Here is a 23,783-nt window from a genome sequence, read left to right as displayed (position 1 = left end):
CCGTCCCTCAGCCGAAGAAGTTCCGTACGTGCTCCAGGCCGTCCACCAAGGCGTCGACCTCGGCGGGCGTGGAGTACAGGTAGAACGACGCCCGCGTGGTCGCGGGAATTCCGTACCGCAGGCAGACGGGGCGCGCGCAGTGGTGTCCCACGCGGACCGCGATGCCCTGTTCGTCGAGGACCTGCCCGACGTCGTGCGGATGGATGTCGCCCAGCGCGAAGGAGATCGCCGCACCCCGGTCCTCGGCCGAGGCCGGGCCGATGATGCGCAGGTCGGGGACCTGGAGCAGCCGCTCGACGGCGTACTCGGTGATCGCGTGCTCGTGCGCGGCGATCTTCTCCATGCCGATGGAGCTGAGGTAGTCCACCGCCGCGCCCAGGCCGATGGCCTGGGAGATCGGCGGCGTACCGGCCTCGAACTTGTGCGGCGCCGGAGCGTACGTCGAGGAGTGCATCGAGACGGTCTCGATCATCTCGCCGCCGCCGAGGAACGGCGGCAGGTCCTCCAGCAGCTCCTGGCGGCCCCAGAGGACGCCGATGCCGGTCGGTCCGCACATCTTGTGGCCGGTGAAGGCCACGAAGTCGGCCTGGAGCGCCTGGACGTCCAGGGGCATGTGCGGGGCGGCCTGCGAGGCGTCGATGAGGACCAGGGCGCCGACCTGCTGGGCGCGCCGGACGATCTTCTCGACCGGGTTGAGCGTGCCCAGCAGGTTGGAGACGAGGGTGAAGGAGACGATCTTCGTCTTCTCCGTGATGATCTCGTCGATGTCGGAGAGGTCGAGGCGGCCGTCGTCGGTCAGCCCGAACCACTTCAGCTTCGCGCCGGTGCGCTGCGAGAGCAGCTGCCACGGCACGATGTTGGAGTGGTGCTCCATCTCCGTGATGACGATCTCGGTGTCGGCGTCGACGCGGTAGGGCTCGTCGGCCCAGCCCAGCATGTTCGCGACGAGGTTGAGCGACTCGGAGGCGTTCTTGGTGAAGATCACCTCGTCGCGGCTCGGGGCGTTGATGAAGGCGGCGACCTTGTCGCGGGAACCCTCGTACAGCGCCGTGGCCTCCTCGGCGAGCACGTGCACGCCGCGGTGGACGTTGGCGTTGTGCTGCTCGTAGTACTCGTTGAGCACGTCGAGCACCTGGCGGGGCGTCTGCGAGGTCGCCGCGTTGTCCAGGTAGACGAGTTTCCTGCCGTCGTGGATCTCCCGGTGCAGGATCGGGAAGTCCTTGCGGATCGCCTCGGTGTCGAGGAGGCCGGAGAGCCCCTGATGGGCCACAGTCACGCGGATGCGCCACCCTTCACGTAGGACTCGTAGCCCTCCGCCTCCAGCTTGTCGGCCAGCTCCGCGCCGCCGGACTCGGCGATGCGGCCGCCCGCGAAGACGTGGACGAAGTCGGGCTTGATGTACCGCAGGATGCGGGTGTAGTGCGTGATCAGCAGGGCGCCGACCTCGCCGCCCTCACGGATGCGGTTGACGCCCTCGGAGACGACGCGCAGGGCGTCGACGTCGAGGCCGGAGTCGGTCTCGTCGAGGACCGCGATCTTCGGCTTGAGCAGCTCCAGCTGAAGGATCTCGTGGCGCTTCTTCTCACCGCCGGAGAAGCCCTCGTTGACGTTGCGCTCGGCGAAGGCGGGGTCCATGTGGAGACGCTCCATGGCCTCCTTGACCTCCTTCACCCAGGTACGCAGCTTGGGGGCCTCGCCGCGGACGGCGGTGGCGGAGGTGCGCAGGAAGTTGGAGACGGAGACGCCGGGGACCTCGACCGGGTACTGCATGGCGAGGAAGAGGCCGGCGCGGGCCCGCTCGTCGACGGACATCTCCAGGACGTCCTCGCCGTCGAGGGTGACGGTGCCGCCGGTGATCGTGTACTTGGGGTGACCCGCGAGGGAGTAGGCGAGCGTCGACTTGCCGGAGCCGTTCGGGCCCATGATGGCGTGCGTCTCGCCCTGCTTCACGGTCAGGTCGACGCCCTTGAGGATCTCCTTCGTGGCGTGGTCGGCCTCGACGGTGACGTGCAGGTCGTGGATTTCAAGCGTTGCCATGGGTGCCTCAGGACTCCTGGGAGAGGGAGACGAGCACGTCGTCCCCTTCGATCTTTACGGGGTATACGGGGACGGGGCGCGTGGCCGGCAGCCCGGAGGGCTCGCCGGTGCGCAGGTCGAAGGCGGAGCCGTGGAGCCAGCACTCGATCTGGCAGTCCTCGACCTCGCCCTCGGAGAGCGAGACGTTGGCGTGCGAGCAGATGTCGTTGATCGCGAACACCTCGCCCTCCGTGCGCACCACGGAGACCGGCGTGCCGTCGAGTTCCACCCGCTTGGGGGTGTCCTCCTCCAGCTCGCTCAGCGCGCAGGCCTTCACGTACGCGATGGCCATCAGACCGCGGCCTCCAGTTCGGCCTCGATCTTGGCGAGGAGGCGCTCCTCGACGTCGGGGAGGCCGATCTGCTGGACGAGCTCGGCGAAGAAGCCGTGGACCACCAGGCGGCGGGCGTCCGTCTCGGGGATGCCGCGCGCCATCAGGTAGAAGAGCTGCTCGTCGTCGAAGCGGCCGGTCGCCGAGGCGTGGCCGGCGCCGACGATCTCGCCGGTCTCGATCTCCAGGTTCGGCACCGAGTCGACCCGCGCGCCGTCGGTGAGGACGAGGTTGCGGTTCATCTCGTAGGTGTCGGTGCCCTCGGCGGCGGCCTCGATGAGGACGTCGCCGATCCAGACGGCGTGCGCGTCGTCGCCCTGGAGCGCGCCCTTGTAGACGACGTTCGAGGTGCAGTGCGGCTGGTTGTGGTCGACCAGGAGGCGGTGCTCCTGGTGCTGGCCGCGGTCGGTGAAGTACAGGCCGATGAGCTCGGCCGAACCTCCGGTGGAGGCGTACGAGACGCGCGGGTGCAGCCGGACCAGGTCGCCGCCGAAGGTGACGACGACGGACTTGAACGAGGCGTCGCGGCCGACCAGCGTGTTGTGCTGGGCGACGTGGACGGCGTTGTCGTCCCAGTCCTGCACGGCGACGACGGTCAGCTTGGCGCCGTCGCCGAGGAGGTAGTCGACGTTGGCGGCGAGGACCGCGTCACCGGTGTGGTCGATGACCACGACGGCCTCGGCGAAGGCGCCGAGCTCGATCACCTGGTGGGCGTAGGCGGTGCCGCCCTCGCCGTGCACGGTGATGCGGATCGGCTCCTCGGGCCGCGCCTCCTTGGGCACGGTGATGACGGAGGCCTTCTCGAAGGCGCTGTACGCCTGGGCGGCGACCCGGTCGACGGGCTTGCCGGCCCGGCCGACGCGGGCGTCGTCGCGGCCGACGGTCTCCTGGGTGACCCCCTCGGGGGTGGAGATCTCGACACGGATGCCGCCGTCGGCGACGGCGCTGCCGTCGTGCAGGCCGCGCAGCCGCTCCAGCGGCGTGAACCGCCACTCCTCCTCGCGGCCGTGCGGGACCGGGAAGTCGGCCACGTCGTACGAGGGGGGTGCGCTCATGCGCGTGGCGACGGTCGACTCGGCGGCCACCGCGATCTGACCGGCGGTGGTGGAACCCGCCGGCACGGTGCCCCCCTGGACGGGGGCGTTCTGGGCCTCAGCCATGGCTGTCGTGGTGCTCTCTCTCTGCGTCGGACTCAGCGAACCGAGCCGGAGGACTTCGCTTGCTGCTGGCTCGGCGGTCAGCCGACGGAGCCTTCCATCTGGAGCTCGATGAGCCGGTTGAGCTCGAGGGCGTACTCCATGGGGAGCTCCTTGGCGATCGGCTCGACGAAGCCGCGCACGATCATCGCCATCGCCTCGAACTCGGTGAGGCCGCGGCTCATCAGGTAGAAGAGCTGGTCCTCGGAGACCTTGGAGACGGTCGCCTCGTGGCCCATCGACACGTCGTCCTCGCGGACGTCCACGTAGGGGTAGGTGTCCGAGCGGGAGATGGTGTCGACCAGCAGCGCGTCGCACAGCACGTTCGACTTGGCGCCCGGGGCACCCTCGCCGATCTCGATGAGACCGCGGTAGGAGGTGCGGCCGCCGCCTCGCGCCACCGACTTGGAGACGATGTTCGAGGAGGTGTTGGGGGCCATGTGGACCATCTTGGCGCCCGCGTCCTGGTGCTGGCCCTCGCCGGCGAAGGCGATGGAGAGCGTCTCGCCCTTGGCGTGCTCGCCCATCAGGTAGACGGCCGGGTACTTCATGGTGACCTTGGAGCCGATGTTGCCGTCGATCCACTCCATGGTCGCGCCCTCGTACGCCACGGCGCGCTTGGTGACCAGGTTGTAGACGTTGTTCGACCAGTTCTGGATGGTCGTGTAGCGGCAGCGGCCGCCCTTCTTGACGATGATCTCGACGACCGCGGAGTGCAGCGAGTCGGTCTTGTAGATCGGCGCGGTGCAGCCCTCGACGTAGTGGACGTAGGCGTCCTCGTCGACGATGATCAGCGTCCGCTCGAACTGGCCCATGTTCTCGGTGTTGATCCGGAAGTAGGCCTGGAGCGGGATCTCGACCTGCACGCCCTTCGGCACGTAGATGAAGGAGCCGCCGGACCACACGGCCGTGTTGAGCGCCGCGAACTTGTTGTCGCCGGCGGGGATGACGGTGCCGAAGTACTCCTGGAAGAGCTCCGGGTGCTCCTTCAGCGCGGTGTCGGTGTCGAGGAAGATGACGCCCTGCTCCTCCAGGTCCTCGCGGATCTGGTGGTAGACGACCTCCGACTCGTACTGCGCGGCGACACCGGCGACCAGGCGCTGCTTCTCCGCCTCCGGGATGCCGAGCTTGTCGTACGTGTTCTTGATGTCCTCCGGCAGGTCCTCCCAGGACTCGGCCTGCTTCTCGGTGGACCGCACGAAGTACTTGATGTTGTCGAAGTCGATGCCGGAGAGGTCCGAGCCCCAGTTCGGCATGGGCTTCTTGCCGAAGAGCTTCAGGCCCTTGAGGCGGAGCTTGGTCATCCACTCCGGCTCGGACTTCTTGGCCGAGATGTCGCGGACGACGTCCTCGCCGATGCCACGCCGGGCGGAGGCTCCGGCCGCGTCGGAGTCGGCCCAGCCGTACTCGTACGTACCCAGGCCCTCGAGTTCGGGGTGGGCAGTCTCCGTGGGGAGCGTCATGCGGGGTTCCTCCCGGCCGTGCTTGCTGATGTGTCGGTGGTCTGCGCGGTGGCGCGCGGGATGAACGTCGTGCAGACGCCGTCTCCGTGCGCGATGGTCGCGAGGCGCTGGACGTGGGTGCCCAGGAGCTGGGAGAAGACCTCGGTCTCCGCCTCGCAGAGCTGTGGGAACTGCTCGGCCACGTGCGCGACCGGGCAGTGGTGCTGACAGAGCTGTTCGCCCTGCTGTGGCTCGGGGGCGCTACGCGCCGTAGCAGCGTACCCGTCGGCGCTCAGCGCCTTGGCCAGCGCGTGGGCGCGCTCGGCGGGGTCCGCCGGGTCCGCGGCCGCTCCGTCGTCGTCCATCGCGGCGCGGTACTGCTCGGCCTGGGCGGCGACCCGGGCGCGGGCGAACGCGGCCACCGCGTCCGGTCCCGCCGTCTCGGCGATCCAGCGCAGCGCGTCGGCGGCGAGCGTGTCGTAGGACTGGTCGAAGGCGTCGCGCCCGCAGTCGGTGAGGGCGAAGACCTTGGCCGGCCTGCCCCTGGTCCGGGCGCCGTAGACGCGCTGTTCGCGGGGTTCGACGACGCCGTCGGTGCCAAGGGCGTCGAGGTGCCTGCGGACGGCGGCCTGGGTGAGCCCGAGCCGCTTGGCGAGGGCTGCCACCGTGGAGGGACCGTGGTCCAGGATGGAGCGCGCGACGCGGTTGCGGGTGGACCGCTCACCGGTCGCGAGTTCCTCCTGCGGAGCCTCGCCATCCTTTTTCACAACGCCATTGTTGCGTAATTCGCCCGGGCGCGACAACCGCCCAGGTGGCAGCCTCGGGGTGGCATCGATCACTTAGGGTTACCTAACCGGCCCTGCTGTGGTAGGGGCCCCCGGGCCTCGTCCGTCACTGGGAACCACGCCCGGGGCACCCTGGGTCACCGCCCGGCGCGTCCCGCTCCCGGCGAGCCTCCCGGCCGCTCCGCGAGCCCCTCGGCCCACGTGCCGGTGTGCGGCGGCCCGTCCCTAGACTCTCCGGTATGCGCAGCACCCCACCGGGCGAGATCCCCCGGCCCACCCCGCCGGAGCCCGTTCTCCAGGTGCGGGGCCTGATCAAGCGGTACGGCACCAAGACGGCCGTCGACGGCCTCGACCTCACCGCCCGGGCGGGCGTCACCGCCGTCCTCGGTCCCAACGGCGCGGGCAAGACCACCACGGTCGAGACCTGCGAGGGCTACCGCAGGCCCGACGCGGGCACCGTCCGCGTGCTGGGCCTCGACCCGGTCCGCGAGGCACCGTCGCTGCGCCCGAGGATCGGCGTGATGCTCCAGTCCGGCGGCGTCTACTCCGGCGCCCGCGCCGGCGAGATGCTCCGCCACATGGCGAAGCTGCACGCCCACCCGCTCGACGTGGACGCGCTGATCGAACGCCTCGGCCTCGGCTCCTGCGGCCGCACCACCTACCGGCGCCTCTCCGGCGGGCAGCAGCAGCGGCTCGCCCTCGCCATGGCCGTGGTGGGCCGTCCCGAGCTGGTCTTCCTGGACGAGCCGACCGCCGGGCTCGACCCGCAGGCCCGCCGCTCCACCTGGGAGCTGGTCCGCGAGCTGCGTGCCGACGGCGTCAGCGTGGTGCTGACCACGCACGCGATGGACGAGGCCGAGCAGCTCGCCGACGACGTGGCGATCATCGACGCCGGGCGTGTCGTCGCCCAGGGCAGCCCCGACGAGCTGTGCCGGGGCGGCGCCGAGAACACCCTGCGCTTCACCGGCCGCTCCGGCCTGGACCTGGCCTCGCTGCTGAAGGCGCTGCCCGCCGACACCGCCGCCGTCGAGCTGAGCCCCGGCTCCTACCGGCTGACCGGCACCGTCGACCCGCAGCTGCTGGCCACCGTCACCTCCTGGTGCGCCCAGAACGGAGTCATGCCCGACCAGCTCTCCGTGGAGCGCCACACCCTGGAGGACGTCTTCCTCGAACTGACCGGCAAGGAGCTGCGCGCATGAGGACCGGGACCTACGCCCCGAGGCCCGGGGCCGCGCCGGTGGGCCGCATGATCGCCGCCCAGGCCGCCTTCGAGACCAAGCTGCTGCTCCGCAACGGCGAACAGCTGCTGCTCACCGTGATCATCCCGTCCCTGCTGCTGGTGCTCTTCTCGACGGTGGAGATCGTCGACACCGGCGCCGCCGAGCCGGTCGACTTCCTCGCCCCCGGCGTCCTGGCACTGGCCGTGATGTCGACCGCCTTCACCGGCCAGGCGATCGCCACCGGTTTCGAGCGCCGCTACGGCGTCCTCAAGCGGCTGGGGGCCTCCCCGCTGCCCCGCTGGGCCCTGATGGCGTCGAAGACGCTGGCGGTGCTGGTCACCGAGGTGCTCCAGGTGGTGCTGCTGGCGGTGATCGCGCTGGTGCTCGGCTGGTCCCCGCACGGCAACCCGCTCGCCGTGCTCCTGCTGCTGGCCCTCGGTACGGCCGCCTTCTCCGGGCTCGGCCTGCTGATGGCGGGCACTCTGAAGGCCGAGGCGACGCTGGCCGCGGCCAACCTGGTCTTCCTGCTGCTGCTGGTCGGCGGCGGGGTGATCGTGCCGCTGTCGAAGTTCCCCGACGCGGTGGGCGCGGCGCTGGGCTGGCTGCCGATCTCGGCGCTCTCGGAGGGGCTGCGCGCCGTCCTCCAGGACGGGGCCGGGCTGCCCCTGGCCCAGCTCGGCATCCTCGCCGTGTGGGCGGTGGCGGCCCTGGCCGCGGCGGGGCGGTTCTTCCGCTGGGAGTGACCCGGCAGGGCCGGCCCGGCCCTGCCGTCAGGCCGCCGCCTGCCCGGTCGCTTCTCGCGCCAGGCCCGCGTCGGCCCTGGTGAGCCCCGGTCCGCCAGGCCCCGTCCCGCGACGGAGACCGGGCCCGCCGCACCCCTCGGGCACCCCAAGTGAAACCGTGCACAAGCTTCGGCCTACCATGTCCTCCGTGCCTGAGAAGACCCGTGCCACCGCCGTCGAGGCCGCACGCAACCCCCTCGCCTTCATCGCCGCGCGCTGGACCCCGTCCCCCGGGATCGTCCGCCGGGCGGCGCTCACCGCCCTCGTGATGACGGTGGTCATCGTGGTCACCGGCGGCGCCGTCCGCCTCACCGGCTCGGGGCTGGGCTGCCCGACCTGGCCCAAGTGCACCGAGGACTCGCTGACCTCCACCCGCGAGATGGGGCTGCACGGCGCCATCGAGTTCGGCAACCGGATGCTGACCTACGTGCTCTGCGCCGCCGTCGGCTGGGCCATCATCGCCGCCCGCGCGGCCAAGCCCCGCCGCCGCGCCCTCACCCGGCTCGGCTGGGCGCAGTTCTGGGTGGTCATGGGCAACGCCGTCCTGGGCGGCATCGTCGTCCTGGTCGGCCTCAACCCGTACACCGTCGCCGCCCACTTCCTGCTCTCCACCGCGCTGATCGCGGTGGCGACCGTGACGTGGCAGCGGGCCAAGGAGGGCGACGAGCCGCCCCGGCCGCTGGTCGGCAAGCCGCTGCGCCAGCTCGTCCAGGTCATGGTCGGGGTCACGGGCCTGCTGATCGCCGTCGGCACCGTCGTCACCGGCGCCGGACCGCACGCGGGCGACTCCAGCGAGGTCCCGCGCATGCCGGTCGACTGGGAGACGGTCAGCCGCCTGCACGCGGTGCTCGCCTGGGTCGTGGTGGCGCTCGCCTTCGCCCTGTGGTTCGTCCTCAAGGCGGTCGACGCCCCCGCCGGTCCGCTGGCCCGCGTCCGCGACCTCTTCGTGATCCTGCTCCTCCAGGGCGCCATCGGCTACGTCCAGTACCTCACCGACCTGCCGGAGATCCTGGTCGGCCTGCACATGTTCGGCTCCTGCCTGGTCTGGATCGGCGTGCTGCGCCTGCTGCTCTCGCTGCGCGAGAGGCCGTACGCCGCCCACGGCCAGGTCCCGGCCCAGCCGGAGACCCCGGTCGCCGCGGCCCACTGACGCACCCGCCCGCGCCCCTGTTCCCCGCCCAAGGGGAGCGGGGGCGCGGTTGCGTCCGGCCCCCTCAGTCCAGCGCGTAGACCCGCCGGGCGTTGCGTGTGCGCGGACGGGCCGAGAGTGGGGGCCCGTCCCCGGCCCGGGGGCCTGGCCTCCCGGCCAGGCGGCCTCACCGGAGCCGGTCGAGCCCTTCGGCCGGGCGGCCCCGCCAGGGCGGGCGGCGCCTTCGGCAAGCCGCGCCGGGGCGCCGCCCGTCGGCGAGGCGGGCTCCGGCGCTTCGCTCAGGCGGCCTGCCCGGGGCGGCCCGGCCCGCCGAGCTGGAGGCCGGCCATCCGCGACCACTCGTAAGGACCGGTGACGACCTTGGCGGCGAACTCGCCCCCGAACTCCTCGTGGACGGTGACGCCGGCCTTCTCGGTGGCGGCGCGGGCCACCTCCATGCTGGGCACCACGACGTCGCCCCAGGCACCGTCGTCGCCGACGAGGACGATGCGGGCGCCCTCCTCACCGAGGTAGGCGATCTGGGCCTCGGCTCCGCCGTGGGCGCCGGCGAAGGCGGTGATGGACTTGGCGGCCTTGGCCGCGCGGCGCTCGGCGCGGGCGTCCGGCTTGGTGTCGTCCTGCTGTGTGTTGGCCATGGCCAGATGCTACCGAGCGGTAGATCAACGGGCGACGGGCGGGGCGGGTGGCTTTGGCCACGCGCCCCGCCCGTCGGCGGAGTACTGAGGGGTGGTGCCGGGCAGGCGGGTCAGCGCAGGAAGGGGTCCACGGCGACCGCGACGAAGAGCAGCGAGACGTAGGTGATGGACCAGTGGAAGAGCCGCATCTCCTTGAGCTTGGCTCCGGTGGTGCCCTGCCGGGCGCGGTTCTGCAGGCCGTGCGCCTCCCAGAGCCACCAGCCGCCGGTGACCAGCGCGACCGCGGTGTAGAACCAGCCGGTGTAGCCGAGCGGCTGGAGCAGCAGCGAGACGCCGACCATGACCCAGCTGTAGAGCACGATCTGCTTGGCGACGACGCGGTTGGAGGCGATCACCGGGAGCATCGGCACGCCGACGCGCGCGTAGTCCTCCTTGACCTTCATCGACAGCGGCCAGTAGTGCGGCGGCGTCCAGAAGAAGATGACGAGGAAGAGGATGACGGCGGCCCAGGAGACCGTGTTCGTCACCGCCGACCAGCCGATGAGGACCGGCATGCACCCGGCGATGCCGCCCCAGACGATGTTCTGCGCGGTGCGCCGCTTGAGGATCATCGTGTAGACGACCACGTAGAAGAGAAGGGCGCCGAGCGAGAGCCAGGCGGAGAGCCAGTTGACCAGCAGGCCGAACCAGAGGGTGGAGACGACCGCCAGGACGAGACCGAAGACCAGTCCCTCGCGCGGGCTGACCATGCCGGTGACCAGCGGACGCTGCGAGGTCCGCTCCATCAGGGCGTCGATGTCGCGGTCGATGTACATGTTCAGGGCGTTGGCACCGCCCGCCGAGAGGTAGCCGCCGACGCAGGTCACCAGGACCAGCGTGAGCGAGGGCACCCCCTGCTCGGCCAGGAACATCACCGGGACCGTGGTGATGAGCAGCAGTTCGATGATCCGCGGCTTGGTCATCGCCACGAATGCCTTGACGCGGGCCCCGAACGGCCGATGGCCTGGGCTGGTCCCGAGCGCTCCCGCAGGACGGGATTCAACGGCCGTCACGCACACCCCTGACAGAGACATTTCCAGCAAGTCACCGGCCATGAGGGACCGGTTAGGACTCGCGCCTTCCTGGTCACTTTAGACGTTGCTGTCCCCCGCCCCTCGCGGGGGGTCCGCCGTGTTGGTCCCCGCCGCCGGTGCACGGAGCGTGTCCGGCGGGCGGCCGTACAGGGGCCGTCAGGGGGCACCCGGTTGACGGAACGTGTCCGCGCGGGCCCCTGGCGGGGCGCGCGGCGGCGGCGCCCGACAGGCGCGCGGCGCCCGGGCCCGGCAGGCTGGGACCGGGGGCGCGGGGACGGCGGTGGTGAAGCGAAGGATCAGCACCTTCCGTCACCGGTAGGCTCGACCGCGTCCGGTGTCCCGACGTCACCGGCGTTCGACATGTGGAGAGGAGCCCTGACCCAGGGTGAGCACCAAGCCGACCACCACAGACTTCGAGTGGACCGCAGAGGACCAGCGGGCCGTCGACACCGTCCGCGTCCTGGCCGCAGACGCCGTACAGAAGGTCGGCAACGGCCATCCCGGTACGGCGATGAGCCTCGCGCCGGCCGCGTACACCCTCTTCCAGAAGGTGATGCGGCACGACCCGGCGGACCCGAACTGGACGGGGCGCGACCGCTTCGTCCTCTCCGTGGGCCACTCGTCCCTGACCCTCTACATCCAGCTGTACCTGGCCGGTTTCGGTCTGGAGCTGGATGACCTGAAGGCCTTCCGCACCTGGGGCTCGAAGACCCCCGGGCACCCGGAGTACGGCCACACCACCGGCGTGGAGACCACCACCGGCCCGCTCGGGCAGGGTGTGGCCAACGCGGTGGGCATGGCGATGGCCTCGCGGTACGAGCGCGGCCTGTTCGACCCGGAGGCCGCCGAGGGCGCCTCCCCGTTCGACCACCGCGTCTACTGCATCGCCGGTGACGGCTGCCTCCAGGAGGGCATCTCCGCCGAGGCCTCCTCCACCGCGGGCCACCAGAAGCTCGGCAACCTGATCATGCTGTGGGACGACAACCACATCTCGATCGAGGGCGACACCGAGACGGCCGTCTCCGAGGACACCCTCAAGCGGTACGAGGCCTACGGCTGGCACGTGCAGCGGGTGGAGCCGCAGGAGAACGGCGACCTGGACCCGGCCGCCCTCTTCGCGGCGCTGGAGGCGGCGAAGGCGGAGACCGAGCGTCCCTCCTTCATCGCGATGCGCTCGATCATCGCCTGGCCGGCCCCGAACGCGCAGAACACCGAGGCCGCGCACGGTTCGGCGCTCGGCGACGACGAGGTCGCCGCCACCAAGCGCATCCTCGGTTTCGACCCGGAGAAGAGCTTCGAGGTCTCCGAGGAGGTCCTGGCCCACACCCGCGGCGCCCTGGACCGCGGCCGCGAGCTGCGCGCCGAGTGGGAGAAGGGGTACGCCGCCTGGCGCTCCGCCAACCCGGAGCACGCCGCGCTCTTCGACCGGGTCGCCGCCGGTGAGCTGCCGGAGGGCTGGGAGGACACGCTGCCGGTCTTCGAGACCGGCAAGGCCGTCGCGACCCGCGCCGCCTCCGGCAAGATCCTGCAGGCGCTCGGCGCGGTCGTGCCCGAGCTGTGGGGCGGCTCCGCCGACCTGGCCGGCTCGAACAACACGACGATCGACAAGACCTCGTCGTTCCTGCCCGCGGGCAACTCGCTGCCGGAGGCCGACCCGTACGGCCGTACGATCCACTTCGGGATCCGCGAGCACGCGATGGCCGCCGAGATGAACGGCATCCAGCTCCACGGCAACACCCGGATCTACGCCGGTACGTTCCTGGTCTTCTCCGACTACATGCGCAACGCGGTGCGCCTCTCCGCGCTGATGCACCTGCCGGTGACCTACGTCTGGACGCACGACTCGATCGGCCTCGGCGAGGACGGCCCGACCCACCAGCCGGTGGAGCACCTGGCCGCGCTGCGCGCCATCCCGGGGCTGAACCTGGTCCGTCCGGCCGACGCCAACGAGACGGTCGTCGCCTGGCGGGAGATCATGCGCCGGTGGACCAAGGTGTACGGCAAGGGCGCCCCGCACGGTCTGGCGCTGACCCGCCAGGGCGTGCCGACCTACGAGCTGAACGATGCCGCAGCCCGCGGCGGTTACGTCCTGGCGGAGGCCGAGGGCGGCGAGCCGCAGGCCATCCTCATCGGCACCGGCTCCGAGGTGCAGCTGGCCGTCGAGGCCCGCGAGCAGCTCCAGGCGGCGGGAGTGCCCACCCGGGTGGTCTCCATGCCGTGTGTCGAGTGGTTCGAGGAGCAGGACGAGGCGTACCGCGAGTCGGTGCTGCCGCGTGCCGTGCGCGCGCGGGTGGCGGTCGAGGCCGGCATCGGCCTGACCTGGTACCGCTTCGTCGGGGACGCCGGCCGGATCGTCTCGCTGGAGCACTTCGGTGCCTCGGCGGACGGGAAGGTGCTGTTCCGCGAGTTCGGCTTCACCGCGGACGCGGTCGCCGAGGCCGCCCGGGAATCCCTCGCCGCCGCTCAGCGCTGACGACGGCACATACCTCTGTAGCTGTAGGAGATGTTTTTTCCATGGCAGACGCACTGAAGCGCCTCTCGGACGAGGGCGTGGCGATCTGGCTGGACGACCTGTCGCGCAAGCGCATCACGTCCGGCAACCTCGCCGAGCTCATCGACGAGAGCAACGTCGTCGGAGTCACCACCAATCCGTCGATCTTCCAGAAGGCGATCTCGCAGGGCGACGGCTACGACACCCAGCTCGCCGACCTCGCCGCGCGGGAGGTCTCCGTCGAGGAGGCCGTCCGCATGATCACCACCGCCGACGTCCGCGACGCCGCGGACATCCTGCGGCCGGTCTTCGACGCCACCGACGGCCAGGACGGCCGGGTGTCGATCGAGGTCGACCCGCTGCTGGCGCACAACACCAAGGCGACCATCGCCGAGGCGAAGCAGCTGGCGTGGCTGGTGGACCGGCCGAACACGCTGGTCAAGATCCCCGCCACCCGCGCCGGCCTGCCCGCCATCACCGAGGTGATCGGCAAGGGCATCAGCGTCAACGTCACGCTGATCTTCTCGCTGGAGCGCTACCGCGAGGTGATGGACGCCTTCCTCGCCGGTCTGGAGAAGGCGAAGGCGGCGGGGCTGGACCTCTCGAAGATCCACTCGGTGGCGTCGTTCTTCGTCTCCCGCGTCGACTCCGAGGTCGACAAGCGGCTCGACGCGATCGGCACCGACGAGGCGAAGGAGCTGAAGGGCCGCGCCGCCCTGGCCAACGCCCGTCTCGCCTACCAGGCGTACGAGCGGGTCTTCGGCTCGCTCGACGGCACCACCCCGGCCTCCGCCCGCTGGGCCGAGCTGGAGAAGGCGCAGGCCAACCGGCAGCGCCCGCTCTGGGCCTCGACCGGCGTGAAGGACCCGGCGTACAAGGACACGATGTACGTCGACGACCTGGTCGCGCCGGGCACCGTCAACACGATGCCGGAGGCCACCCTGGAGGCCACCGCCGACCACGGCCAGATCGCCGGGGACGCGGTCTCGGGGACGTACGAGTCGGCGCAGGGCGTGCTCGACGCCATCGCCGGGCTCGGCATCGGGTACGACGAGGTCGTCCAGCTCCTGGAGGACGAGGGCGTCGACAAGTTCGAGGCGTCCTGGAAGGACCTCCTCTCCTCGACCCAGGCCGAGCTCGACCGGCTCGCCTCCTCGGAGGGCTGATCCCCTTGACCGCACTGCACGGAGCGAACCCGCTTCGTGACGCCGCGGACCGACGGCTCCCGCGTATCGCGGGGCCGTCGGGCCTGGTCATCTTCGGCGTCACCGGCGACCTGTCGCGCAAGAAGCTGATGCCCGCCGTCTACGACCTGGCCAACCGCGGCCTCCTGCCACCAGGCTTCTCCCTGATCGGGTTCGCCCGGCGCGAGTGGCAGGACCAGGACTTCGCCGAGGTCGTCCACGACGCCGTCAAGGAGTACGCCCGCACGCCCTTCCGCGAGGAGGTCTGGCAGCAGCTCGCCCAGGGCATGCGCTTCGTCCAGGGCACCTTCGACGAGGACGAGCCGTTCGAGACGCTCAAGGCGACCATGGAGGAGCTGGACAAGGAGCAGGGCACCGGCGGCAACTTCGCCTTCTACCTCTCCGTCCCGCCGAAGTTCTTCCCCAAGGTCGTCCAGCAGCTCAAGAAGCACGGCTTGGCCGACGCCCCCGAGGACTCCTGGCGGCGCGCCGTCATCGAGAAGCCGTTCGGCCACGACCTGGCCTCGGCCCGCGAACTCAACGAGATCGTGCACGAGGTGTTCGACCCGGACCAGGTGTTCCGGATCGACCACTACCTCGGCAAGGAGACCGTCCAGAACATCCTGGCGCTCCGCTTCGCCAACACCATGTTCGAACCGCTCTGGAACCGGTCCTACGTCGACCACGTGCAGATCACCATGGCCGAGGACATCGGCATCGGCGGCCGGGCCGGCTACTACGACGGCATCGGCGCCGCCCGCGACGTCATCCAGAACCACCTCCTCCAGCTGATGGCGCTGACCGCGATGGAGGAGCCCGCCTCCTTCGAGGCCAACGCGCTGGTGGCGGAGAAGGCCAAGGTCCTCGGCGCCGTCCGGCTCCCCGACGACCTGGGCAAGGACACGGTCCGCGCGCAGTACTCGGCGGGCTGGCAGGGCGGCGAGAAGGCTGTCGGCTATCTGGAGGAGGAGGGGATCAACCCCCGCTCCAAGACCGACACCTACGCCGCCGTGAAGCTGGAGGTCGACAACCGCCGCTGGGCGGGCGTCCCCTTCTACCTGCGTACCGGCAAGCGGCTGGGCCGCCGGGTCACCGAGATCGCGGTGGTCTTCCAGCGCGCCCCGCACTCCCCGTTCGACACCACGACCACGGAGGAGCTGGGCCACAACGCCCTGGTCATCCGGGTCCAGCCGGACGAGGGCGTGACCGTGCGGTTCGGCTCGAAGGTGCCGGGCACCTCGATGGAGGTCCGGGACGTGTCGATGGACTTCGCCTACGGCGAGTCCTTCACCGAGTCCAGCCCCGAGGCGTACGAGCGGCTCATCCTCGACGTGCTGCTCGGTGACGCCAACCTCTTCCCCCGCACCGAGGAGGTCGAGCTGTCCTGGCGCATCCTCGACCCGATCGAGGGGTACTGGGACACCCACGGCAAGCCGGCGCAGTACACGGCGGGCAGCTGGGGGCCCAAGGAGGCGGACGAGATGCTCGCACGAGACGGACGGAGCTGGCGCCGGCCATGAAGATCGATCTGACGGACACCACCTCCAGCAAGGTCAACAAGGCGCTGGTGCAGGGCCGCCGGGCCATCGGCACCCCTGCCGTCGGCATGGTGCTGACCCTGGTCATCGTCACCGACGAGGAGAACGCCTACGACGCGCTGAAGTCGGCCAACGAGGCGTCGCGCGAGCACCCCTCGCGCACCCTGGTCGTCATCAAGCGGGTCTCGCGCTCCCCGCGCAACCGCACCACCTCGCGGCTGGACGCCGAGATCCGGGTGGGCGCCGACGCCTCCACCGGGGAGACGGTCATCCTCCGGCTCTACGGCGAGATCGTCGACCACGCCCAGTCGGTGGTGCTGCCGCTGCTGCTCCCCGACGCGCCGGTGGTCGCCTGGTGGCCGGTGAACGGGCCGCTGAACCCGGCGAAGGACCCGCTGGGCGCTCTCGCCCAGCGCCGGGTCACCGACACCTACGCCGGTGAGCAGCCCATCAAGGAGCTGGCCGAGCGGGCCGCCTCCTACACCCCGGGCGACACCGACCTGGCCTGGACCCGGATCACGCCGTGGCGTTCGATGCTGGCCGCCGCGCTCGACCAGGTCGTCTGCCAGGTCGCCTCCGTCGAGGTGGAGGGCGAGGAGTTCAACCCGAGCTGCGAGCTGCTCGCCATGTGGCTCGCCGAACGGCTCCAGGTCCCCGTCGCCCGCAAGGCGTCGCCCGGGCCCGGCCTGACCGGGGTGCGGATGGAGACCGACTGCGGCCCGATCGTCCTGGGCCGGGCCGACGGAGCACTGGCGACGCTCTCCATCGAGGGCCAGCCCGAGCGCGCGGTCGCCCTCAAGCGCCGCGAGACCGCCGAGCTGATCGCCGAGGAGCTGCGCCGCCTCGACCCGGACGACACCTACGCGGCCGCCCTGCGGTACGGCGTGGAGCGGCTGGACGAGCACGAGGTGCCCCGGGTCGCGGACGCGCACGACGCCCCGCACCGGGCGGAGGGCCACAAGGACGCGCCGGTGAAGCGGACGACCAAGGCCACTCCCGCCAAGAAGGGCGCCAAGTGACCCGCACCCCGCAGCTGGTGGTCCACCGCGACAAGGAGCTGATGGCGCAGGCGGCCGCCGCCCGGCTGATCACGCACGTGGTCGACGCCCAGGCGGCGCGCGGCCACGCCTCGCTGGTCCTCACCGGTGGCCGCAACGGCAACGGCCTGCTCGCCGCGCTGGCCGCTTCCCCGGCGCGGGACGCGGTGGACTGGCGGCGGGTCGACCTGTGGTGGGGCGACGAGCGGTTCCTGCCGGAGGGCGACCCCGAGCGGAACGTCACCCAGGCCCGCGATGCCCTGCTCGACGCCGTCCCCCTCGACCCGGACCGCGTCCACCCGATGCCGGCCTCGGACGGGCCGTGGGGGAACGACCCGGAGGCGGCCGCCGAGGCGTACTCCGCCGAACTGGCCCGGGCGGCCGGGCACGACGGGCGGCACCCCGCGGTGCCCGACTTCGACGTCCTGATGCTGGGCGTCGGCCCGGACACCCATGTGGCCTCGCTCTTCCCCGAGCTGCCGGCCGTACGGGAGACCGAGCGCACCGCGGTCGCGGTGCACGGCGCGCCCAAGCCGCCGCCGACCCGGATCACCCTCACCCTCCCGGCGATCCGGGCGGCCCGCGAGGTGTGGCTGCTCGCGGCGGGCGAGGACAAGGCGAACGCGGTGGCCATCGCCCTCTCCGGCGCCGGGGAGATCCAGGCTCCGGCGGCGGGCGCCGAGGGCTGGTCACGGACGCTGTGGCTGCTGGACGGCGCGGCCGCCTCCCAGTTGCCCCGCGACCTCTACCCGCAGGCCTCCGCCTGAGACCGGTCGGGCCGCACCACGCGGAAGGGCCCGGCGCCTCCCTCACGGGGGACGCCGGGCCCTTCCGCGTACCGGGTCAGCGGCCCCGCAGCGCGCGGTAGCGGGCGACGAGGGCGGCGGTGGAGCTGTCCAGGGAGTCGGTGGAGCGCTCGCCGTCCTCGGCGGTCAGCAGCGGCTCGACCTCCTTGGCGAGGACCTTGCCGAGCTCGACGCCCCACTGGTCGAAGGAGTCGATGCCCCAGACGGCGCCCTGGACGAACACCTTGTGCTCGTAGAGGGCGACCAGCTGGCCGAGGACCGAGGGGGTCAGCGCGTCGGCCAGGACGGTGGTGGTGGGCCGGTTGCCGGGGAAGGTGCGGTGCGGCACCAGCTCCTCGGGCACGCCTTCGGCGCGGACCTCCTCGGCCGTCTTGCCGAAGGCCAGCGCCTGCGTCTGGGCGAAGAAGTTGGCCATCAGCAGGTCGTGCTGGTCGGCGAGGCCGGGCGGCAGCGCGTCCACGGGCCGGGCGAAGCCGATGAAGTCGGCCGGGATCAGCTTGGTGCCCTGGTGGAGGAGTTGGTAGTAGGCGTGCTGGCCGTTGGTGCCGGGGGTGCCCCAGACGACGGGGCCGGTCTGCCAGGCGACGGGCTCGCCGTCGCGCTGGACGCGCTTGCCGTTGGACTCCATGTCGAGCTGCTGGAGGTAGGCGGCGAAGCGGGAGAGGTAGTGCGAGTAGGGCAGCACCACGTGCGACTGGGCGTCGTGGAAGTTGCCGTACCAGATGCCGAGGAGCCCCAGCAGCAGCGGCACGTTGGCCTCGGGGGGCGCGGTGCGGAAGTGCTCGTCGACCAGGTGGAAGCCGTCGAGCATCTCGCGGAACCGCTCGGGTCCGATCGCGATCATCAGCGAGAGGCCGATGGCCGAGTCGTAGGAGTAGCGGCCGCCGACCCAGTCCCAGAACTCGAACATGTTGGCCGGGTCGATGCCGAAGTCGGCGACCTTCTCGGCGTTGGTGGAGAGCGCCACGAAGTGCCGGGCGACCGCCTCCGGTCCTGCGCCGAGCCCGTCGAGGAGCCAGGTGCGCGCGGACTTGGCATTGGTGACGGTCTCGATGGTGGTGAAGGTCTTCGACGCGACGATGAAGAGCGTCTCGGCCGGGTCGAGGTCGCGGACCGACTCGTAGAGGTCGGCGCCGTCGACGTTGGAGACGAAACGCACCGTCAGGTCGCGGTCGGAGAAGGACCGCAGCACCTCGAAGGCCATGGCGGGGCCGAGGTCGGAGCCGCCGATGCCGATGTTGACGACGTTGCGCAGCCGGCGGCCGGTGTGGCCGGTCCACTCGCCGGAGCGGACGCGGTCGGCGAAGTCGGCCATGCGGTCGAGGACTTCGTGGACGGCGGGGATGACGTTCGGGCCGCCCGGGCCGCCGTCCTCGACGACGGCGCCGCGCGGCGCGCGGAGCGCGGTGTGCAGGACCGCGCGGTTCTCGGTGGTGTTGACGGGCTCGCCGCGGTACATCGCGTCCCGCAGCCCCGCCACGTCGGTGGCCTCGGCCAGCTCCCGCAGCAGCACCAGCGTCTCGTCGGTGACGAGCTGCTTGGAGTAGTCGATGTGCAGGTCGCCGACCTGGAGGGTGTACCGCTCACCGCGGTCCGGGTCGTCGGCGAACAACTGCCGCAGGCTCACCTCGCCGAGCGCCGCGCGGTGGTCGGCGAGCGCGGTCCACTGCGGCCGCTGGGACAGCCCGGTTCGGCTTGCTGGGTTCATCGGTGACTTTCCGCCTTCTCTCGTCTCGGCTTGCCCCGCTGCCCCACCAACCTAATTGATGGCGGGGCGGTCGGGGTGGTGCCACGAAGCGGCGGAGAGGTGGCCACCGGGACAACTCCCGGTGGACCGGACGGGGATGGCGGCGCGGGCGCGCGAGGGGCCGGGCGGCGGCGGCGTACGGCTCAGATCTCGCCGCGGAGCTTGGCCAGGGCCTCGGCGAGGATCGCCTCGCCGTCGGCGTCGGAGCGCCGCTCGCGGACGTAGGCGAGGTGCGTCTTGTACGGCTCGTTGCGCGGCGGCACCGGGGGGTTGGCCCGGTCCTGGCCGGCGGGGAAACCGCAGCGCGGGCAGTCCCAGGTGTCGGGGAGCTGCGCGTCGCTGGCGAAGCTCGGCTGGGTCTCGTGTCCGTTGGCGCACCAGAAGGAGAGCCGCAGGCGCGGTGCCGACTCGCCCCGCTCGGCCTCCCCCATCGGCCCCGCTCCGACCCGGCTGCCGCGGATCGCGTTGCCACTTGCCACAGTCGTCACTCCCTGCGTGATGGTGCCGCGAAGCGTGACCGGCTCCGCCGCGGGCGCACCAGTGTACGGAAGCCGCGACGGGCGTCCAGGGAGCGGAGTTCAGGGCTCCGCGGACGCGGTACCCGCCGGGCGCACGCCTCATGATAGGCCGCGCGCCCGGATCGGGACCGGCGCCGACGGTGCCGGGTGGGCTCAGTCCAGCTTCATCAGCAGGCCGAGCACCACGATGCAGGCGAACCAGAGCAGACTGACGACGACCGTGATCCGGTCGAGGTTCCGCTCGGCGACCGAGGAGCCACCCACGGAGGACTGCATGCCGCCACCGAACATGTCGGAGAGGCCGCCGCCCTTCCCCTTGTGCATCAGCACCAGCAGCATCAGCAGCAGGCTGAAGACGATCAGGGCGATCGAGAACCCCATAACCACGGCTGGACCAACTTCCTCGGAACTGGATGGACTGCGGGGGCCGGGTCAGGTGCCCCGGCCCCCGCAAGGGTACGACGATTCCGCTCTACCGCATACTCACTGGTCGCGGAAGCGCGGGCTCACTGGTCGCGGAAGCGGACGATCTTGACGAACTCGTCCGTGTCCAGCGCGGCGCCGCCGACCAGGGCGCCGTCCACGTCGGGCTGGGCCATGATCGCCGCGACGTTGCCGCCCTTGACGGAGCCGCCGTACTGGATGCGGACCTTGTCGGCCAGCTCCTGCGAGTACAGCTCGGCCAGGCGCCCGCGGATCGCCCCGCAGACCTCCTGGGCGTCCTCGGGGGTGGCGACCTCGCCGGTGCCGATGGCCCACACCGGCTCGTAGGCGATGACGACCGTCTCGGCCTGCTCGGCGGGGACGTCCTTGAGGCCGCCGTCGACCTGCGCGAGGGTGTACGGGACCTGCTCGCCGGCCTTGCGGACGTCGAGGCCCTCGCCGACGCAGAGGATCGGGGTGATGCCGTACTTGAAGGCGGCCTTCACCTTGGCGTTGCAGAGCTCGTCGCTCTCGCCGTGGTACTGGCGGCGCTCGGAGTGGCCGACGGCCACGAAGGAGCACTTCAGCTTGGCCAGCATCGGGCCCGAGATCTCGCCGGTGTAGGCGCCGGAGTCGTGCGCCGAGATGTCCTGGGCGCCGTACTTGATCTTGAGCTTGTCGCCGTCGACCAGCGTCTGGACCGACCGCAGGTCGGTGAAGGGCGGCAGGACCGCGACCTCGACGGCGTCGTAGTCCTTGTCGGCCAGGGCGAACGCCAGCTTCTGGACGTGGGCGATGGCCTCCAGGTGGTTGAGGTTCATCTTCCAGTTGCCCGCCATCAGCGGGATGCGTCCCTGGGCAGTGTCAGTCACGGTGGTTCAGTCCTCCAGTGCGGCGAGGCCGGGGAGCGTCTTGCCTTCGAGGTACTCAAGGCTGGCGCCGCCGCCGGTCGAGATGTGTCCGTATGCGTTTTCGTCGAAGCCCAGCAGCCGGACGGCCGCGGCGGAGTCTCCACCGCCGACGACCGTGAAGGCCGGGGAGTCGAGCAGGGCCTGGGCCACTGCCCGGGTGCCGCCAGCGTAGTCGGGGTGCTCGAAGACCCCCATGGGGCCGTTCCAGAAGACGGTGCGGGCGTCGGAGAGCTTGGCTGCGTACAGCTCCGCGGTGGCGGGGCCGATGTCGAGGCCCATCCGCCCGGCCGGGATGGCGTCCGCGGGGACGGTGTCGGGGTGGGTGGGCGCCTTGGCCTTCAGGTCGGGGAAGCCGTCGGAGACCACCACGTCGACCGGGAGGACGAACTCGACGCCCAGCTCGTCGGCGCGCTTCAGGTACTCCTGGACGACCGGGATCTGGTCCTCCTGGAGCATCGAGGCGCCGACCTCGTACCCCTTGGCCTTGAGGAAGGTGAAGACCATGCCGCCGCCGATCAGGATGCGGTCGGCCTTCTCCAGCAGGTTGTCGATGACGCCGAGCTTGTCGGAGACCTTGGCGCCGCCGAGGACCACCGCGTACGGGCGCTGGACGTCGTCGGTGAGCTTCTTGAGGACGCCGACCTCGGTGGCGATGAGGTAGCCGGCGTAGTGCGGCAGGCGCGCCGGGAGGTCGAAGACCGAGGCGTGCTTGCGGTGCACGGCGCCGAAGCCGTCGCCCACGTAGACGTCGGCGAGGGCGGCGAGCTGGTCGGCGAAGGCGCCGCGCTCGGCGTCGTCCTTGCTGGTCTCGCCCGCGTTGAAGCGGAGGTTCTCGATCACCGCGACCTGGCCGGGCTCCAGTCCGTCGACGGCGTCGTGCGCGGCGGGACCGACGGTGTCCTGGGCGAACGCCACGGGCGCGCCGAGGAGTTCACCGAGCCGCTCGGCCGCGGGCAGCAGCGAGAAGGCCGGGTCCGGGGCGCCCTTGGGGCGGCCGAGGTGCGAGGCGACGACCACCTTGGCACCGGCTGCGGTGAGGGCCTGGACGGTCGGCAGGACCGCGCGGATGCGGCCGTCGTCGGTGATCAGGCCGTCGGCGAGGGGGACGTTGAGGTCGGCGCGGACGAAGACCCGCTTGCCGCTCACGCCCTCGGCGAGAAGTTCGTCGATCGTCTTCATGACTGCTCTCCTGGACTCGTGGCTCTGCTCTCGTGCTGCATGGCTGTCGGGGCGGGCGGCGGCGTGCGACAGGGCCCGGACCGCGCTGCGTCGCGCGGTCCGGACCCTGTCACTCATCGTGCGGTGCTGCCTGCCGAACGGGTGGCGGTCAGAGCCGCTCGCCCACGAAGACGGTGAGGTCGACGAGGCGGTTGGAGTAGCCCCACTCGTTGTCGTACCAGCCGATGATCTTGGCCTGGGTGCCCTCGGCCATCGTCAGCAGCGAGTCGAAGGTGCAGGACGCCGGGGTCGAGACGATGTCCGAGGAGACGATCGGGTCGGCCGTGTAGACGAGCTTGCCGGCGAGCTGGCCCTCCTGGGCGGCCTTCTCGAAGGCGGCGTTGATCTCGTCCCTGGTGACCTCGCGCTGGAGGGTGACGACCAGGTCGGTGACGGAGCCGGTGGGGACCGGGACGCGCATCGCGATGCCGTCGAGCTTGCCCTTGAGCTGGGGCAGGACCAGCGCGGTGGCCTTGGCGGCGCCCGTGGTGGTCGGGATGATGTTCTCGGCGGCGGCGCGGGCGCGGCGCAGGTCCTTGTGCGGGAAGTCCAGGATGCGCTGGTCGTTGGTGTACGCGTGCACCGTCGTCATCAGGCCCTTGACGATGCCGAAGTTCTCGTCCAGAACCTTGGCCATCGGCGCCACGCAGTTGGTGGTGCAGGAGGCGTTGGAGATGACGTTGTCGGTGGCCGGGTCGTACTGGTCCTCGTTGACGCCCATCACGATGGTGATGTCCTCATCCTTGGCCGGAGCCGAGATGATGACCTTCTTGGCGCCGCCGGCGATGTGCTTCTCGGCGTCGGCCTTCTTGGTGAAGATGCCGGTCGACTCGATGACGATGTCGACGCCGAGCTCACCCCAGGGGATGTCGGCCGGGTTGCGCTCGGAGAGCACCTTGACGGTCTTGGAGCCGACCGTGATGGTGTCCTCGGTGTGCGAGACCTCTTCGGAGAGCTTGCCGAGAATGGTGTCGTACTTCAGCAGGTGTGCGGTGGTCGCGGTGTCACCCAGGTCGTTGACAGCCACGATCTCGATGTCCGCGCCCTGGTCCAGAAGCGCGCGGAAGTAGTTGCGACCGATGCGGCCGAAGCCGTTGATGCCTACGCGGATCGTCACGAGCCGATCTCCTCGTTGGTACGCCGGTTTTCGACGCCGGCGAGCTGTATGGGATGTCCCCGACCGACTCCGACCCTACCTCTCCGAGGCCCGGGGAGTGACA

The 23,783-nt window shown here is 71.2% G+C and carries 22 protein-coding genes; 8 read left to right on the top strand and 14 right to left on the bottom strand.

Features of this window, described 5'->3' with window-relative positions:
- Positions 1–7: 7 nt before the first annotated feature.
- The 6 genes from ACFWMZ_RS14265 to ACFWMZ_RS14240 all read right to left on the bottom strand — a co-directional run bounded on the left by ACFWMZ_RS14265 (position 8) and on the right by ACFWMZ_RS14240 (position 5,812).
- Positions 8–1,276: a cysteine desulfurase gene (locus tag ACFWMZ_RS14265; RefSeq protein ID WP_383175475.1), complete on the bottom strand. Its 1,269-nt coding sequence runs from the start codon at positions 1,274–1,276 to the stop codon at positions 8–10.
- Positions 1,273–2,037 (bottom strand): Fe-S cluster assembly ATPase SufC, encoded by a 765-nt coding sequence (gene sufC, locus ACFWMZ_RS14260; protein WP_383201680.1) that lies wholly within the window; start codon positions 2,035–2,037, stop codon positions 1,273–1,275. The genes ACFWMZ_RS14265 and sufC overlap by 4 nt, the downstream gene beginning before the upstream one ends.
- Before the next feature lie 7 nt (positions 2,038–2,044).
- Positions 2,045–2,362: a bifunctional 3-phenylpropionate/cinnamic acid dioxygenase ferredoxin subunit gene (locus ACFWMZ_RS14255; protein ID WP_383175509.1), complete on the bottom strand. Its 318-nt coding sequence runs from the start codon at positions 2,360–2,362 to the stop codon at positions 2,045–2,047.
- 5 nt (positions 2,363–2,367) lie between these two features.
- On the bottom strand, positions 2,368–3,567 hold the full coding sequence (sufD, locus tag ACFWMZ_RS14250; protein ID WP_383175469.1) for a Fe-S cluster assembly protein SufD: 1,200 nt from the start codon (positions 3,565–3,567) through the stop codon (positions 2,368–2,370).
- 77 nt (positions 3,568–3,644) lie between these two features.
- Entirely contained in the window at positions 3,645–5,066 is a 1,422-nt protein-coding gene (sufB, locus tag ACFWMZ_RS14245) for a Fe-S cluster assembly protein SufB (protein WP_383175466.1), read from the bottom strand.
- Positions 5,063–5,812: a helix-turn-helix transcriptional regulator gene (locus tag ACFWMZ_RS14240; protein ID WP_383175463.1), complete on the bottom strand. Its 750-nt coding sequence runs from the start codon at positions 5,810–5,812 to the stop codon at positions 5,063–5,065. Before ACFWMZ_RS14240 ends, sufB begins: the two co-directional genes overlap by 4 nt.
- A 257-nt stretch (positions 5,813–6,069) precedes the next feature.
- Between ACFWMZ_RS14240 and ACFWMZ_RS14235 the strand changes: the two genes are divergently transcribed.
- The 3 genes from ACFWMZ_RS14235 (at position 6,070) to ACFWMZ_RS14225 (ending at position 8,982) form a co-directional block, all read left to right on the top strand.
- Entirely contained in the window at positions 6,070–7,029 is a 960-nt protein-coding gene (locus tag ACFWMZ_RS14235) for an ABC transporter ATP-binding protein (protein WP_383201678.1), read from the top strand.
- Positions 7,026–7,793 (top strand): ABC transporter permease, encoded by a 768-nt coding sequence (locus ACFWMZ_RS14230; protein ID WP_383201675.1) that lies wholly within the window; start codon positions 7,026–7,028, stop codon positions 7,791–7,793. Before ACFWMZ_RS14235 ends, ACFWMZ_RS14230 begins: the two co-directional genes overlap by 4 nt.
- A 178-nt stretch (positions 7,794–7,971) precedes the next feature.
- A complete protein-coding gene (locus tag ACFWMZ_RS14225) occupies positions 7,972–8,982 on the top strand; it encodes a heme A synthase (RefSeq protein WP_383175454.1) in 1,011 nt (336 codons plus the stop codon).
- A 278-nt stretch (positions 8,983–9,260) separates the two neighbouring features.
- On the opposite strand, the gene ACFWMZ_RS14220 is transcribed toward ACFWMZ_RS14225, so the two are convergent.
- Both ACFWMZ_RS14220 and ACFWMZ_RS14215 read right to left on the bottom strand, forming a co-directional pair.
- Complete coding sequence (locus ACFWMZ_RS14220; protein WP_383175451.1) at positions 9,261–9,617, bottom strand: hypothetical protein; 357 nt, start codon at positions 9,615–9,617, stop codon at positions 9,261–9,263.
- A gap of 110 nt (positions 9,618–9,727) precedes the next feature.
- A complete protein-coding gene (locus ACFWMZ_RS14215) occupies positions 9,728–10,669 on the bottom strand; it encodes a heme o synthase (RefSeq protein WP_383175448.1) in 942 nt (313 codons plus the stop codon).
- Positions 10,670–11,075: 406 nt separating this feature from the next.
- Here ACFWMZ_RS14215 and tkt point away from each other — a divergent pair, with 406 nt between their 5' ends.
- From tkt to pgl, 5 genes are read left to right on the top strand one after another with little or no spacing between them, the layout of a single operon-like run.
- Positions 11,076–13,163: a transketolase gene (gene tkt, locus ACFWMZ_RS14210; protein WP_383175445.1), complete on the top strand. Its 2,088-nt coding sequence runs from the start codon at positions 11,076–11,078 to the stop codon at positions 13,161–13,163.
- Between the two features lie 41 nt (positions 13,164–13,204).
- Positions 13,205–14,347: a transaldolase gene (gene tal, locus ACFWMZ_RS14205; protein ID WP_383175442.1), complete on the top strand. Its 1,143-nt coding sequence runs from the start codon at positions 13,205–13,207 to the stop codon at positions 14,345–14,347.
- 5 nt (positions 14,348–14,352) lie between these two features.
- Complete coding sequence (gene zwf, locus ACFWMZ_RS14200; RefSeq protein WP_383175439.1) at positions 14,353–15,885, top strand: glucose-6-phosphate dehydrogenase; 1,533 nt, start codon at positions 14,353–14,355, stop codon at positions 15,883–15,885.
- A complete protein-coding gene (gene opcA / locus ACFWMZ_RS14195; RefSeq protein ID WP_383175436.1) occupies positions 15,882–16,922 on the top strand; it encodes a glucose-6-phosphate dehydrogenase assembly protein OpcA in 1,041 nt (346 codons plus the stop codon). The genes zwf and opcA overlap by 4 nt, the downstream gene beginning before the upstream one ends.
- Positions 16,919–17,707: a 6-phosphogluconolactonase gene (gene pgl / locus ACFWMZ_RS14190; protein ID WP_383175433.1), complete on the top strand. Its 789-nt coding sequence runs from the start codon at positions 16,919–16,921 to the stop codon at positions 17,705–17,707. Before opcA ends, pgl begins: the two co-directional genes overlap by 4 nt.
- A 76-nt stretch (positions 17,708–17,783) precedes the next feature.
- Here pgl and pgi read toward each other — a convergent pair whose 3' ends face one another.
- From pgi to gap, 6 genes are all read right to left on the bottom strand, one after another.
- Positions 17,784–19,454, bottom strand: a complete 1,671-nt coding sequence (pgi, locus tag ACFWMZ_RS14185) for a glucose-6-phosphate isomerase (protein ID WP_383175430.1) — start codon at positions 19,452–19,454, stop codon at positions 17,784–17,786.
- 182 nt (positions 19,455–19,636) lie between these two features.
- Positions 19,637–19,972 carry an RNA polymerase-binding protein RbpA gene (locus ACFWMZ_RS14180; protein WP_383201672.1) on the bottom strand — a complete coding sequence of 112 codons (336 nt, stop codon included), beginning with the start codon at positions 19,970–19,972 and terminating at the stop codon, positions 19,637–19,639.
- 192 nt (positions 19,973–20,164) lie between these two features.
- Entirely contained in the window at positions 20,165–20,392 is a 228-nt protein-coding gene (gene secG, locus ACFWMZ_RS14175) for a preprotein translocase subunit SecG (protein WP_008406068.1), read from the bottom strand.
- Between the two features lie 125 nt (positions 20,393–20,517).
- Positions 20,518–21,273 carry a triose-phosphate isomerase gene (tpiA, locus tag ACFWMZ_RS14170; RefSeq protein ID WP_383175506.1) on the bottom strand — a complete coding sequence of 252 codons (756 nt, stop codon included), beginning with the start codon at positions 21,271–21,273 and terminating at the stop codon, positions 20,518–20,520.
- 39 nt (positions 21,274–21,312) lie between these two features.
- Positions 21,313–22,524 carry a phosphoglycerate kinase gene (locus ACFWMZ_RS14165; RefSeq protein WP_383201669.1) on the bottom strand — a complete coding sequence of 404 codons (1,212 nt, stop codon included), beginning with the start codon at positions 22,522–22,524 and terminating at the stop codon, positions 21,313–21,315.
- 148 nt (positions 22,525–22,672) lie between these two features.
- Positions 22,673–23,680: a type I glyceraldehyde-3-phosphate dehydrogenase gene (gene gap / locus ACFWMZ_RS14160; protein WP_383175420.1), complete on the bottom strand. Its 1,008-nt coding sequence runs from the start codon at positions 23,678–23,680 to the stop codon at positions 22,673–22,675.
- Between the last annotated feature and the right edge of the window lie 103 nt (positions 23,681–23,783).

Origin of the sequence: Streptomyces sp. NPDC058373 (genome assembly GCF_042723275.1) — a bacterium.
Classification (GTDB): domain Bacteria; phylum Actinomycetota; class Actinomycetes; order Streptomycetales; family Streptomycetaceae; genus Streptomyces.
This window is presented reverse-complemented; position numbering and strand designations above follow the sequence as displayed.

Excerpts from the sequence above, each read along its gene's own strand:
- ACFWMZ_RS14165 (WP_383201669.1), bottom strand. The coding sequence starts at position 22,524 with ATGAAGACGATCGACGAACTTCTCGCCGAGGGCGTGAGCGGCAAGCGG.
- ACFWMZ_RS14220 (WP_383175451.1), bottom strand. The coding sequence starts at position 9,617 with ATGGCCAACACACAGCAGGACGACACCAAGCCGGACGCCCGCGCCGAG.
- sufD (WP_383175469.1), bottom strand. The coding sequence starts at position 3,567 with ATGGCTGAGGCCCAGAACGCCCCCGTCCAGGGGGGCACCGTGCCGGCG.
- secG (WP_008406068.1), bottom strand. The coding sequence starts at position 20,392 with ATGGGGTTCTCGATCGCCCTGATCGTCTTCAGCCTGCTGCTGATGCTG.
- tal (WP_383175442.1), top strand. The coding sequence starts at position 13,205 with ATGGCAGACGCACTGAAGCGCCTCTCGGACGAGGGCGTGGCGATCTGG.
- sufB (WP_383175466.1), bottom strand. The coding sequence starts at position 5,066 with ATGACGCTCCCCACGGAGACTGCCCACCCCGAACTCGAGGGCCTGGGT.
- tpiA (WP_383175506.1), bottom strand. The coding sequence starts at position 21,273 with ATGGCGGGCAACTGGAAGATGAACCTCAACCACCTGGAGGCCATCGCC.
- ACFWMZ_RS14235 (WP_383201678.1), top strand. The coding sequence starts at position 6,070 with ATGCGCAGCACCCCACCGGGCGAGATCCCCCGGCCCACCCCGCCGGAG.
- opcA (WP_383175436.1), top strand. The coding sequence starts at position 15,882 with ATGAAGATCGATCTGACGGACACCACCTCCAGCAAGGTCAACAAGGCG.
- pgi (WP_383175430.1), bottom strand. The coding sequence starts at position 19,454 with ATGAACCCAGCAAGCCGAACCGGGCTGTCCCAGCGGCCGCAGTGGACC.
- ACFWMZ_RS14230 (WP_383201675.1), top strand. The coding sequence starts at position 7,026 with ATGAGGACCGGGACCTACGCCCCGAGGCCCGGGGCCGCGCCGGTGGGC.
- ACFWMZ_RS14225 (WP_383175454.1), top strand. The coding sequence starts at position 7,972 with ATGTCCTCCGTGCCTGAGAAGACCCGTGCCACCGCCGTCGAGGCCGCA.
- sufC (WP_383201680.1), bottom strand. The coding sequence starts at position 2,037 with ATGGCAACGCTTGAAATCCACGACCTGCACGTCACCGTCGAGGCCGAC.